Annotated in this window: 10 protein-coding genes; 8 read left to right on the top strand and 2 right to left on the bottom strand. The window is 50.8% G+C overall.

The window, feature by feature from the left end:
* The first annotated feature begins 17 nt into the window (after positions 1-17).
* The 6 genes from EL628_RS15720 to EL628_RS15695 all read left to right on the top strand — a co-directional run bounded on the left by EL628_RS15720 (position 18) and on the right by EL628_RS15695 (position 5,901).
* Positions 18-1,103, top strand: a complete 1,086-nt coding sequence (locus EL628_RS15720; protein WP_218028928.1) for a thiamine pyrophosphate-dependent dehydrogenase E1 component subunit alpha — start codon at positions 18-20, stop codon at positions 1,101-1,103.
* Complete coding sequence (locus EL628_RS15715; protein ID WP_126580872.1) at positions 1,100-2,101, top strand: alpha-ketoacid dehydrogenase subunit beta; 1,002 nt, start codon at positions 1,100-1,102, stop codon at positions 2,099-2,101. The genes EL628_RS15720 and EL628_RS15715 overlap by 4 nt, the downstream gene beginning before the upstream one ends.
* A gap of 89 nt (positions 2,102-2,190) precedes the next feature.
* Entirely contained in the window at positions 2,191-3,534 is a 1,344-nt protein-coding gene (locus EL628_RS15710) for a dihydrolipoamide acetyltransferase family protein (protein WP_126580871.1), read from the top strand.
* 106 nt (positions 3,535-3,640) lie between these two features.
* Positions 3,641-4,522: a lipoyl synthase gene (lipA, locus tag EL628_RS15705; protein WP_126580870.1), complete on the top strand. Its 882-nt coding sequence runs from the start codon at positions 3,641-3,643 to the stop codon at positions 4,520-4,522.
* A 2-nt stretch (positions 4,523-4,524) separates the two neighbouring features.
* A complete protein-coding gene (locus tag EL628_RS15700; protein ID WP_126580869.1) occupies positions 4,525-5,322 on the top strand; it encodes an alpha/beta fold hydrolase in 798 nt (265 codons plus the stop codon).
* 114 nt (positions 5,323-5,436) lie between these two features.
* Complete coding sequence (locus EL628_RS15695; protein ID WP_126580868.1) at positions 5,437-5,901, top strand: response regulator; 465 nt, start codon at positions 5,437-5,439, stop codon at positions 5,899-5,901.
* A gap of 3 nt (positions 5,902-5,904) precedes the next feature.
* Here EL628_RS15695 and EL628_RS15690 read toward each other — a convergent pair whose 3' ends face one another.
* Positions 5,905-7,656, bottom strand: coding sequence for a protein kinase domain-containing protein (locus EL628_RS15690; RefSeq protein WP_126580867.1), 1,752 nt, complete (start codon positions 7,654-7,656; stop codon positions 5,905-5,907).
* A gap of 248 nt (positions 7,657-7,904) precedes the next feature.
* Entirely contained in the window at positions 7,905-9,314 is a 1,410-nt protein-coding gene (locus tag EL628_RS15685) for an MptA/MptB family glycosyltransferase (protein ID WP_126580866.1), read from the bottom strand.
* A gap of 518 nt (positions 9,315-9,832) precedes the next feature.
* On the opposite strand from EL628_RS15685, the gene EL628_RS15680 reads away from it, so the two are divergent.
* Together EL628_RS15680 and EL628_RS15675 are read left to right on the top strand one after the other, a co-directional pair.
* A complete protein-coding gene (locus EL628_RS15680) occupies positions 9,833-11,506 on the top strand; it encodes a DUF1800 domain-containing protein (protein WP_126580865.1) in 1,674 nt (557 codons plus the stop codon).
* A gap of 18 nt (positions 11,507-11,524) precedes the next feature.
* A complete protein-coding gene (locus EL628_RS15675) occupies positions 11,525-12,787 on the top strand; it encodes a DUF1501 domain-containing protein (RefSeq protein WP_126580864.1) in 1,263 nt (420 codons plus the stop codon).
* Positions 12,788-12,938: the final 151 nt, after the last annotated feature.

The raw sequence follows: 12,938 nt of genomic DNA, 5'->3' as shown, positions 1-12,938 counted from the left end.
AGCAAAGGATGTGTATTATGGAACTGGGGCGGGCCTTCCTGCTACAGATCTATTATTTTATGCGCCTCACACGAGCGCTAGAGGACCGCACACGGACGCTTTTCCTGCAAGGGCGTATTGTGGGTGGAGTATATACAGCGCAAGGACATGAGGCCACAACCGTCGGTGCAGCAATGGCGTTGCGCGATGGTGACTGCATTGTTCCGCAGCATCGAGATCTGGGTCTGCATCTTGTGCGTGGAGTTTCTCCGCGAGCAGTGATGTGTCAATGGTTGGCGCGAGGAAACTCAGCGACGTTAGGGCGGGACGGGCAGCTTCATATTGGGGATATGCATGCAGGAATCGTACCAATGATTAGTATTTTGGGCGAATCACTGCCAGTAGCGAGCGGTGTTGCGCTTACAATGAAGATGCGTAAGCGTCCAGGAGTCGTCCTGGCCACCTGTGGGGATGGAGCGACCAGCACAGGAGCTTTTCATGAAGCCATGAACTTTGCGGCTGTCCAGCGTCTGCCACTGGTTCTGATCATTGAAAACAACGGCTATGCCTACTCCACCCCATCATCCAGACAGAGCGCATTGCAACACCTATCAGAGCGAGCCAAAGCGTATGGACTCCCAGGCGAAAGCATTGATGGAAACGATGTTTTGACCGTCTTCACCACCGTTCAGCAAGCGGTTGAGCGAGCGAGAAAAGGAGATGGAGCGAGCATTATTGAGTGTCGAACTTTTCGCGTGCGTGGGCATTCTGAGGCTGACAAGGCCGATTATGTTCCTGAAGAAGAGAGAGCCAGCTGGTTAGCACGTGATCCAATTCACAGCTTTGAAGCCTATCTTATGCAGAAGGAAATCCTGACCATGGAGACAAAGGCCGAGATAGAAGCGAGCATTCAACGAGAAGTTCAGGATGCTGTAGCCTTTGCGGAGCAGAGCCCGCTCCCCGCTAGCGAGACAGTGGCTGACTATGTATTCGCTCCTGATGGACCAATTGCCATCATTGGCGAGCCAGGGGCAACTGCTCCCTCTTATATCAATGCAATAGATTGTCGAACAGGTCAGCCCTTTAACATCGTGCGGAAGGCAGAGGAGGCCATAGGACGATGAGAGAACCTCAGAAAGCCACCAAAGTAACCTATTTAGAGGCCATTAGCCAGGCGATTCGGGAAGAGATGCAGCGCGACGAAGCCGTCTTTTTGTTAGGGGAAGACGTAGGGGCATACGGAGGAGCTTTCAAGGTCAGCGCAGGACTCCTTGAAGAGTTTGGTGCCGGGCGTGTGATTGATACTCCGATGTCTGAAGCGGCGATTATTGGGTCGGCGGTTGGTGCTGCGCTCATGGGCATGCGTCCAATAGCTGAGATGCAATTTATCGATTTCATTACCTGCGGCTTTGACCAGATTATTAACATGTCAGCCAAGATGTACTGGCGTGTAGGTATGCCTGTGCCTATCGTTATTCGGGGTCCTTCCGGGGGAGGGACAAAGGGTGGCCCATTCCATTCAGCCAGTCCTGAGGCCTGGTTTTTCCATACACCAGGGATCAAAGTGGTTGTCCCTTCGACAGCGTATGATGCCAAAGGCCTGCTCAAAGCGGCGATTCGGGATAATAACCCTGTGCTCTATCTGGAGCACAAGTTGCTTTACCGGTTGCCGGAGTTGCGTGAGGAGCTGCCCTTAGACGATTATGTCGTCCCTCTGGGCAAGGCCATTGTGCGGCGCGAGGGAGAAGACATGACCATCCTCACCTATGGGGCGATGGTTCATCAGTGTCTGCGAGCCGCGCAGGTTCTGGAAGAGAACGACGATCTTGAGGTTGAAGTGCTGGACCTTCGTTCGCTCTCGCCCCTGGATCGTGAGACAATCATGGAATCGGTGAAGCGGACCAATAAAGTGTTAATTGTTCATGAAGATACCCTGACGGGCGGTATTGGTGCAGAGCTGTCCGCTATCTTAGCCCAGGATCTGTTTGAATATCTGGATGGCCCCATTACCCGTGTGGCAGCGCCAGATGTGCCTTTTCCCTATGCACCACCCCTGGAGCAAGCATACCTGCCGAATGCCGACAAGATCCTATCGGCGGCCAGGCAACTTGCTGCGTATTAGACCAGAACAGGACTTGAGGTAAACTATATGTATGCTGTCTTAGAGGATGTCAGTTGTCTATGCCTAGTATGTGAAGAGGGAGGCTACTTATGCCAACGTCGGTAACGATGCCTCGCTTAGGGGAATCGGTAGCAGAGGGGACGATTGGAGCCTGGTTGAAAAACGAAGGTGATTATGTCGAGCGAGACGAAGCGCTTGCAGAGGTGATCACTGATAAGATCAACGCAGAGCTCCCCTCGCCAGTAGCGGGCCGCCTGGCCAAAATCCTGGTCAACGTTGATGAAACGGTGTCAGTGGGAGCTGCGATCGCCCTGATTGAAGAAAGTGCCGAGGAAGCGCAGAGTCATAGCGGGCCTGACGCCTCACCAGTGGACTCTTTACAGGAGGCGGCGACACCGCTTCACGAGTCTGAGCGCATCTCTGGGGGAGGGCTCAATGGCAATCTGGAAGCAGGAGCCACCTCAGCTGGAAGACGAACAGAAGAAGAGAGGCAGCGGATCTCGCCTCTTGCCAGACGTCTGGCGTATGAACATGGCATTGATCTCAACATCATTCATGGAACCGGAGCCGGTGGCCGTGTGCGCAAAGAAGATATTCTCAGTTACGTAGAGCAGCGCAGGACGGCTCCGACCATAGCACCACAGGTTGTTGCCACAAACAGCCTGCATCAAAACGGCCAGAAAGCCACTACTGAAGTGCCAGCGCTGAAAAGCGAAACAGTAGCAGGGGTAGACGAAGAGATCCTGGTCCCCAGCCGGATGCGGCTGGCTATCGCCGAGCATATGGTGCGTAGCAAGCGGACATCCCCACATGCCACCACTGTCGTAGAAGTGGATATGACCAACATTGCGAAGTGGCTGGCAAAGAACAAAGAAGATTTCAAGCAGCGCGAGGGGTATGGAATTAGCTTTGTGCCCTTTGTCATGAAGGCCGTCTGTGAAGGATTGCGCAAGATCCCATTGATGAACTCCACCTGGACAGAAGATAATAAGATTATCATCAAAAAGCGGATCAACCTTGGAATGGCCGTTGCAACCGAGACCGGTCTGGTCGTTCCGACCATCTATGACGCCGATCAGCTTACCGTAGCTGGATTAGCGCGGCAGGTCAACCAGCTGGCACAGCGAGCGCGGGCCAATAAACTGACCGTTCAGGATCTGCAAAATAGCACGTTTGTAGTGAATAATCCTGGTGTATTTGGTACAATTATATCGATGCCCATCATCAACCAACCCCATGCCGGAATTTTAAGCATGGATGCGGTGGTAAAACGTCCTGTAGTCATCGAAGACGACGCAATTGCAGTCCGCTCGATGATGTACATCAGTCTCTCCTTTGATCATCGTATCCTCGATGGTGCAGGAGCGGGTGGTTTCTTGCAGGCCATACGCACAAAATTGCAGAGTTATGGTCGCGAGATCGACGTCTATTAGACAATATGGAACAGATACTCTCTACTGATCGGACCTGTTTCCTTCGTCGTCAAAGGCAGAAGCAAGCAGGTTCAAGGTAGCAACGCTAGAACAAGGGAAAAGTAGCATGACGACCATCATCCCGGAGCGTCGTCCTGAATGGCTCAGGATCAAAGCTCCTAAAGGAGAGAACTACCAGAATCTCAAGACTCTGATGCGTGGACAATCTCTCCATACCGTCTGTGAGGAGGCTCGTTGCCCAAATATTGGCGAATGTTGGAGCCATAAAACGGCGACCTTTATGATCTTAGGAAGCGTCTGTACGCGCAGTTGTGGCTTCTGCGCCGTCGATACAGGCCGTCCATTGGGCTTAGATTGGGAGGAGCCCAAACGTGTGGCCGAGGCCGTACAACAGATGGGATTGCGCTATGCGGTTGTGACCTCAGTGAACCGCGATGAGCTCAAAGATGGTGGAGCTGGTGTCTTTGCTTCCACAATTCGCTGGATCAAGCGGCTCAATCCAGAGTGTAAAGTCGAAGTCCTCACGCCAGACTTTAAAGGTGTGCGTGAAGCGCTCCAGGTCGTTATTGACGCGAAGCCAGCCGTGTTTAATCATAATGTTGAGACCATTCCACGGCTGTATCGAACAGTGCGACCGCAGGCCGTGTATGAGCGCTCGCTCCAGGTGTTGAAATGGTCCAAAGAGATGAACCCGGCTATCGCGACCAAATCAGGCTTTATGCTGGGATTAGGCGAGACGACAGACGAAGTTTTGCAGGTTATGCGTGATATGCGCGAGCATGATGTTGATATACTCACCATTGGACAGTACCTGCGCCCATCGTTCAAGCACCTGCCGATCCAGCGTTACGTGCCCAGAGAAGAGTTCGAGGCTCTGAAGATCGAGGGACAGAAGATGGGTTTTCGCCATGTCGCATCCGGGCCGTTTGTGCGTAGCTCGTATCATGCCCACGAGCAGGCAGATGATGCCACCAGAGAGCAGGCATAGCAGTGAAAATAAGCATCAATGGGGTTGATATCTCCTATGATGATCATGGGATAGGGTTGCCCGTTCTCTTTCTTCATGCTTTCCCTCTCAACCGAAGCATGTGGACCGAGCTGATGACAGCGCTTCTTAGCGAGCAGCGTTATCGGTTGGTGGCGTGTGATTATCGTGGCTTTGGCGAAAGTAGCTTAAGCAACGGTATTCTCACCATGGAGACAGTGGCAGATGATATTGTAGCATTGATGGACGCGCTTGGAATGAAGCAGGCCGTCCTCTGTGGCCTCTCAATGGGGGGTTATGTTGCCTTTGCGATGCTCCGAAAATACCCCCAACGCATTGCAGGACTCATCTTTGCAGATACGAAGCCAGCTGCCGATACTGAAGAGGGGAAGATCAATCGAGAGAGGCTGGCTGAACTGGCCCTCACCAGAGGCACCCAGGCTGTTGCCGATCTACAAATTCCCAGGTTGCTTGCTGAACGGACCAGGAGACAGCAGCCAGAAGTTGAAGTACGAGTGCGGCAACTGATTGCTGCGAATACTGTCCAGGCGATTGCCGCAGCTTCGCGAGGGATGGCCGAGCGAGAGGATGCATCTGATCTCCTGGCACAGATTGTTTGTCCAACCCTGGTCATCGTTGGCGAGCAGGATCTGGTCACGCCTCCAGATCTGGTGCAGCGCTATGTGGAGCATATCCCCAAAGCGCAATGTGTTGTGCTTGCTCAGTCTGGACATCTCACATGTTTAGAGCAGCCAGAAGCATTTCTGGCTCAGGTACGAGCTTTTCTTCAACAAAATTTTTAAGAAAGATCTCATTTTACTGTCACTGCTAGTAGCAGAGATAACAGTGCTTCGAGAAGAAGAGTATGTTGTTATTCTCACTGGTTGCTCATAAGATGAAGAGATTTGAGAGAGTGCATGAAGTATCCGCAGTATGAAGAGGGGCGATCGCCAGTTGTACTGGTAGTGGACGATAATCCAGCTATCCGCGATATGGTCTCCTGGGCCCTTGAGTTAGATGGTTTTGAGCCAGCAGAGGCGGCGGAAGGACAGGAGGCACTGGATTGGATCAAGAATGCAGCCAGTGAAGGCTGCTATCCCGCTGTTATCTTGTTAGACCTTGCGATGCCAGGCATGAGTGGCCGTACATTTTTGGAGCACTTGCATAGACAATGGGAAGAACATCATATGCCCTCCCCTCGACCAGCCATTGTGGTTATCACTGCTGCCAATACGAGCCCGGATGCGGATAGTCTTGGTGTTGAACGTGTTATCGTCAAACCGTTTCACGTTCGTGACCTCCTCGATATTGTCCACTCCTTTATCCCACCTCTAAGCTCATACCATACTTCTACCCCCATCGTTGAGCGAATTGATGAATAGTGCTTAACAATTCCAGGGAATAATGATGTTGTTTGTTGAATTTCCAACGAACAACGTATAGCCATTAGATGGGCACGTTGTAAACAACGTTACTTTAATTTGCTGTGTCTCTCCTGGACTGAGCCGGCCACCAGAAGGTTGGAATTGCGCTGATCCTCCCATCCCAAAACCATACCAGCTTTGTGATTTTGGAGCTGATGACGACAGGGAGATCGTCAAGGTACAGGTATAGAAATTTTGTCCAGCGTCACAGCTATTGGACTGAAGTTGCGCCGGGGTTACTGCAAAGATGGTCGATGTTGGCGTGGCTGTTGCAGTTGGCGCTGCCGTTGCAGTAGGTGTCGGTTCTGATGTTGGTGCTATCGTAGGGGCCGCCGTGGGACTGGGGGCAGATGTTGGCGTGGCCGTTGGCGACGGCTCTACAGGTGGATTGGTTGCAGAAAGAGTATTAGTGGGCGTTGGCTGGACCGTACCTTCTGCGCGGGTTGGAAGGGCCGTAAGGATGAGTGGTTGGCTGGGAGTCGTAACAGTTGGTCTGATGACTCCTGTATGATCTGGCAACGAGGGGATGAGTGCAAAGAATACTCCCGCCAGAACGATGCCCAGGATCATAATAAGCAGCAGCGCAAGCGCAAGCAAGCGCGATCGTGAGCGTTTTTTTTCGGCGGTTGTATTGCGTGATGGTTGTGATCTGTGCGTAAAAACCTGAGATGATGGAAAACGATCTGTATGAACACCGGCTACGAGCGTAGATGAAGACACCTCTTCTACGATAGCCTCCGCAGGCTCATCAGGAAGCGCGCCTGCCGGTGGATTTTCCGCTGACCGTTCGTTGATCGTATCAGGATCTATCGATTCTTGTGGTTCTGGAACTTCACCTGCACCCGGCGTGGATGGTAAAGAGGTTGGCATGACTGGCTGTGCCATCGCCTGTACAGCGAGAACCTGCTGCTTGCCGCTTGTGCTAATAGTTGTTCCCAGGGCATTGAGAAAGGCGCGGATAGAGGGATAGCGGAGAGCTGGATCGTCATGCAGAGCAGTGAGAAGGACCTCCTCAATCTGTGTGGAAAGAAGAGGATTTAGTTCGCGAGGCCTGCGTAAGAGATCTGCTGATGGGTGATCGTCTGCGAAAGCAGTGGTGGTCGTGAAGGGCTCATGACCAGTCAAGAGCGTGTAGGCCAGGCATGCCAGGGCATAAAGATCCCCACTCTGACTGCTGCCTTGTGTATATGGAGATGGGGTCGCTGATGAGATAGGTAATTGGAACCCTCCTATCTGAATATCGTACCGTGTGCGCAGGAACGTAGTCTGGGGAGACAGATTGCCATGTGTTACCTGATGCATATGCATATACGTAAGAGCAAGCCCTATCTGTGAGATAAACATCAAAGCTTTCATCTCAGTAAGTGGGCGATAGGCATTCTGTTGAAGAAGAGCATAGAGAGAATTAGCGCGTATCTGTTCAGTCACAATAAAAGGAGTGTGTGATGCCGTTTCGATTCCTGCTGATAAGAACGAGACCAGATATGGATGACGTAATTGCTTGAGTAAGAGAGCATGTCGAAGAAACTGTTTTTTTGCTTCGAGCGTTACCAGAGGAGCCGTAAAAAACCATTGGACAGAGACTAAAGGCTTCGTATGCAGAGGAGAGACATGAGCTCCAATAAAGGTTCGAATGGCATCGGTTGCGGGCAATTCCATAACTAATCGATAATCGCCAAGTTGAGCAGGCGTCTCATCAGCATTTATGGGCATATGGATATTCCTTAAAGAGAAACTGCCGTCCAGAATAAAAGTTCGGGCCCGTATTCTCCAACTATAAAATAAAATATATGTGGCCGAATCATAGCAATTGCGTTATATCTCTGTCAATGAAAAGGTGAACGGTAGTACTGATATGTTCCTCTCATAAAGAGAAGATTGTACTTCTGTATTCACAAAAGTGATGTGTCCTGTTTCTTAGCGTTCTAGCCGGGCTGAACGGTGCTGTCGACAACGGATGCTCAGGCTTCTAGCCGCGCTGAACGACGTTGGAGAGCCAGAGAGCCAAGAGGGATAAGAAGTACTCCCCAGGTCCAGAGGCCGCGCAGATAGGCCCAACGGAACCCATCAATTCCAGGAATCATTGTACTATATGGAACCCATGTATAGAAGCAGTAAAGACTGAGCAAGCTAAAAGCAAAGATGGGAACACTGACCGAGAGAGAGAAAGAGTGTAAAAAAGGCTGTTTTTGCCAGAGATCGCGATCGACCATTGCAAGGAGAGCAAACAGGCCAAAGAAGGTGATAGCATACCAGGGCCAGAACCAGGGCGTGCCCAGAACACAATACAGGAACCAGGCCAGCGTCATCCAGCGGATCATACGGATGGGGGTAGTGAGGCGTAACGATGAAAAGAGAGCTAACCAGCAGAGAAGGCCATAACTTCCCAGGAAGAAGACCAGACTGAGCGTGTGAAGAATATTTTCCGCAGGCGAGCCAATCTCCTCAGCGACGGGAGCACCCACAAAATGAGCCAGACTATTGATCAAGCGGCTAAGAAACTCAGCGATTGAATTGATATTGCGATACGTCCCAGGATTCACCGAGAGGAGCTTGAGAATAGCGCCCCCCTGCCAGAACGGAAGATACAGGGTCAGGAGGCTAAGCATATAGACTGCAAGCATTCCTGAGAGGAGACGCCAACGTTGTGGTTGAGTCCATAAGAAGAGAAAGAAGCCAGGAACAAGCAGAACGATATTCACTTTGAGGGCCGTTGCCAGAGCCAGCATAATCGTTGTCAGAGCATATGTGACACTGCGGCGAGGCGTCTGGCGAACCAGGGACCAGATGGCGAGCAGGATAAAGAAGAGCATAATCGTATCGTTATGGACATTCACACAGGCCTCAAAGAGGAGAAGCGGATTCCATGCAAAGGCCAGCGCGGCTTGCATACGTGTGCGAGATGAGATTCGGCCTTGCTTCTGTTGGAGCTCACCACCAATAGTCCAGACGAGCCAGACTGAACCCAGATGAGCGGCCAGTCCAAGGAGCCGAAGGAAAACAATCATAAGAGCAACATTGCGAATATCAGTATAGCCAGATAGATTGACCAGCCATTGGAGAGCGCAAGTTAGCAAGATCCAGGTTGGACCATAGGCCGAGGGTTGATCAATCCAGTAGAGATGTGGATAGGCTGGATCGTTAGGGATTGCCAGAGGCGTAGCAGTTAAGGGATTGAGATGATAGATTATCGCCATGCGTGCATAGATAACATAAGAGAAGATATCTTGCGAAGTCACAACGGGAGTCAGAACACAGATGATGCCAAAGAGAAACGTTGAGGTAAAGAGGAAGCGTCGATGAATGCGTTCGGGTAGGGTAAAGATCGCCAGGAGATAAAAGAAAAGGAGCAGCAGACAGATGCCGAGCATAATCCCTGTCTCCTTCCAACTAACAGAAGGGGCAGGAGAGAAATTATCAAGCCCAAAAAGTGATGGTGTTAAAGCGCGACCAGGAAAAAGCCATTGGGCGGGGAGCAGAACGCGGTGACTCAATGTATTAAGTAAAGATGTATGAAAAAAGAGACCGTGAAGTGGTAGAAGAGCGTAGAATAAAAGAAAAGTGCAGAGTACAGAGAACAGTAGGAAGGTCGGTAGAAAGCGAAACGTCAACAATCTCCGGAAGAATGAGGGCTTACTCTGAGGGATTAGTGTTTTCAATCGTCTCCTCGCAATACTAGGGTTAGAGCCTCTTATCAGCGCTTACTATACAACACGTTTCATCAGCGAAGCAAGACGAAATCCTAATCGCATTTTGAAGATTTCTTGAGATTTACCCGTTACAATGAGAACAGTGAACGTGAGGTGTGGGAGGAGGGGGACAACCATTGAACAAAACAATTTTCTGTCTGGATTGACAGTGAAAGCAAAGAGAATGGAGCGACGTTGGCATGGAGATGCATGAGCAGCCAACTCTCCCAATTATGGGAGAAGACCCGTTGGTGGCACATGATGCCCCGACAGAGGCGCATCGCGTACAGAGAGAGCCTCGGCGACGTGGTCTATCGCGCCGGGCACTGTTTACGAGTATAGCGGGAGCAGGCGCTGTAGCAGTCGGTGGTGCTGGTCTGGTAGCCTGGGGCGAACAAGGTGGGGGACCATTGCCACAATTAGCACAGAACCTGGGAATTTCAGGCGTCTTCCCAACGCGACCGGAGACCAGCGTTCAGGTTGGACACCTCCTGCGACGAGCAGGCTTTGGAGCCTCTCCGCAAGAAGTAAAAGAGTACAGTGCTCTGGGCTATCAAGGAGCAGTTGATCGGCTACTGAATTCTTCGCAGGACTCGGACGCCGAGCTTGAGAATCGCCTCAAAGGGTTGAATATCGATCTTAATCAACCTCGTGAGCAGCAGCGCTGGTGGCTCCTGCGTATGATCTATACCAATCGACCATTAGTAGAAAAAATGACACTTTTCTGGCATGGTTTTCTCACCAGTAGCTATACTAAAGTAGGTGGAAAACAGTATTACACGCGCATGATTACGCAGAATAATTTCCTGCGAAGCCATGCTTTTGATAGCTTTGATACCCTTCTTTTAGGCATCACCGCTGATCCAGCCATGCTTGTCTATCTTGACCTCACAAAGAGTCGGAAGAATGCTCCCAATGAGAACTACGCACGCGAATTGATGGAGCTATTTACGCTTGGCCTGGGAAAATATACGCAGCAAGATGTCTATGAAGCGGCATCGGCCTTAACTGGCTGGCATGTGTCAAAGGACCAGACCGGTTCGCAATTTGTCGCTGCTGATCACAACACTGCTGAAAAAACATACTTAGGGCAAAAAGGTAATTTTGATTATAAAGATGTCATTCGTATTCTTACGAATCACCCAGATACCCCATGGTTTGTCTGTAAGCATCTTTTCACCTTCTTTTGTTATGAGAATCCGAGCCAGAACGATCTAAAGCCCCTGGTGGATAGCTATAATCAGAGCAATCATAACATGGGAGCAGTCATGAAGACGCTTCTACTCTCGCCACAATTTCAATCTGACAAAGCCTATCGCAGTCGTATCAAATCGCCAACCGAATTTGTTGTTGGCATCCAGCGAGCGTTAGGTATCCAGGGAAATGGCAATGGGCTGCCAGCAGAGGTCATGTCCATGGGTCAAGAGCTCTTCAATCCACCGAATGTTGCGGGCTGGCCTGCGGACAAAGTGAGCGCTTACTGGTTAAATAGTGGGACCTGGATGGCGCGGCTCAACTATATTAATCTGGTGCTCATGGGAACAAAAGCCAAAAACGTCTCATATCCCGGGCTTGACCTTCAGAAACTGGTGAACGATCAGCATATCAGCACACCGGAGCAGTTTGTGGACTACTTTAGTTCGTTTCTGCTGGATGGACGTTTAGATGCCGGGCGCAAGAGCGAACTGGTCAGCTACTTTACAACGTCATTGCAGTCAGGTACTCAGGCAACAACAGCCGTCTCGACAAAGGCCGGAAAAAAAGGGAAGACTGAGCCACAGATCACATTGGGAAATGGGAAGAGCTATCCGATCAGCAATGTCCGTGGAGCTCTCTACTTGTTATTATCATTGCCAGAATATCAGTTGAACTAAGAGAGGAGCAGAGAGGTCATGAGACTTTCGCGTAGAGCACTGTTAAAAGATGGGATGATGGTCGTCTCGGCTGGAATGGTCATGCCAGCCATCTTTAGCCGTGGAGTTGCCTCCGCTCAATCGTTGGCGGGAGAAGGGGCACGTCTCTCATTAGCAGCCACAGATCGTGTCTTGATTGTCGTGCAGATGGCAGGTGGAAATGATGGGCTTAATACCGTGGTCCCCTATACCGACGCAACCTATCGTAAGATGCGCCCAACGCTTGCGATACCAGGCGAAAAAGTGTTGCAATTAGATGGTCGATTAGGATTGCATCAGAACCTTGCGCCGCTGAAAAATCTGTGGGATCAGGGACACATGGCGATTATTGAAGGGGTAGGCTATCCCAACCAGAGCCTGTCGCACTTTCAGACCATGGATATCTGGCAGACACTGGACCTGAATGGTACCGGAACAGAAGGCTGGTTGGGGAAAATGGTCTCGGGCTGGGTCGACAAAGATGGGCATCCCTTTCGCGCAATGGATATTGGATCGCAGACGGCTCAGGCGTTGGCATCGATTAGCGCCCCTGTGCCTACATTGACGAATACGAAAAATTATCGTGTTCAGCCCGACCCCGTCGATCTAGATGGTGGTAATGCCCGCATGCAGGCATTGATGAAATTGTATAATACCTATCCAAAATCTTCGCCCTATGCGGCACTCCTGGATGCCACCGCCCTTGGTGCTCACGATGGAGCGCTCCAGTTAAGTCAGGCCGACTCAGCCTACCAGCCGAGTGTAACCTATCCAAAAAATTCGTTTGCAGCTGGCCTGCAAGTTCTGGCGGAGGCCATTGTGCAGGGGTTAGGGTTAAGGGTCGGGTATGTGACCCTCGGTGGATTTGATACCCATGCAAACGAGCAGCCGGAGCATGATATGCTCATGACCACCCTGGCTGATGGTTTGGCTGCCTTCTATCAGGATCTCAATCAGCATGGCAAAGGTGATAATGTAATGATTATGACCTGGTCTGAATTTGGCCGGAGGGTTGAAGAGAATGGGAGTCAGGGAACAGATCATGGGACGGCAGCTCCAATGTTTATGTTGGGTAAAGGGATTAGCAAAGGCATTTACGGAGAGCCACCTGATCTACAGAACTTAGACCATAATGGAAACCTCAAGTACACCACTGATTTCCGTTCGGTCTATGCCACTGTACTTGATAACTGGATGGGAGCTTCATCGAAGGATGTGCTGGGGGCAACCTATGATACACAAAAATTTATCCTGCCCTCATAATAGTAACGGGATTGCTTCCTTCAGGAGGCAATCCGATATACCATTGCCTGAGAGAGCCCTTATGATGGTTAGTGTGGTGCAACAGGGTGGAGAGGGCTCTGGATATGCCCAGATTAGTAGATTTACTGCTGTGCTTGCCTTGTTAATCGAT

The organism is Tengunoibacter tsumagoiensis, assembly GCF_003967535.1.
Classification (GTDB): domain Bacteria; phylum Chloroflexota; class Ktedonobacteria; order Ktedonobacterales; family Ktedonobacteraceae; genus Tengunoibacter; species Tengunoibacter tsumagoiensis.
Note: the sequence above shows the minus strand (reverse complement) of the source record. Positions and strands in the feature narration are given on the sequence as shown.

Excerpts from the sequence above, each read along its gene's own strand:
- EL628_RS15710 (WP_126580871.1), top strand. The coding sequence starts at position 2,191 with ATGCCAACGTCGGTAACGATGCCTCGCTTAGGGGAATCGGTAGCAGAG.
- EL628_RS15690 (WP_126580867.1), bottom strand. The coding sequence starts at position 7,656 with ATGCCCATAAATGCTGATGAGACGCCTGCTCAACTTGGCGATTATCGA.
- EL628_RS15715 (WP_126580872.1), top strand. The coding sequence starts at position 1,100 with ATGAGAGAACCTCAGAAAGCCACCAAAGTAACCTATTTAGAGGCCATT.
- EL628_RS15685 (WP_126580866.1), bottom strand. The coding sequence starts at position 9,314 with ATGCTCGGCATCTGTCTGCTGCTCCTTTTCTTTTATCTCCTGGCGATC.
- lipA (WP_126580870.1), top strand. The coding sequence starts at position 3,641 with ATGACGACCATCATCCCGGAGCGTCGTCCTGAATGGCTCAGGATCAAA.
- EL628_RS15695 (WP_126580868.1), top strand. The coding sequence starts at position 5,437 with ATGAAGTATCCGCAGTATGAAGAGGGGCGATCGCCAGTTGTACTGGTA.
- EL628_RS15680 (WP_126580865.1), top strand. The coding sequence starts at position 9,833 with ATGGAGATGCATGAGCAGCCAACTCTCCCAATTATGGGAGAAGACCCG.
- EL628_RS15675 (WP_126580864.1), top strand. The coding sequence starts at position 11,525 with ATGAGACTTTCGCGTAGAGCACTGTTAAAAGATGGGATGATGGTCGTC.
- EL628_RS15720 (WP_218028928.1), top strand. The coding sequence starts at position 18 with ATGGAACTGGGGCGGGCCTTCCTGCTACAGATCTATTATTTTATGCGC.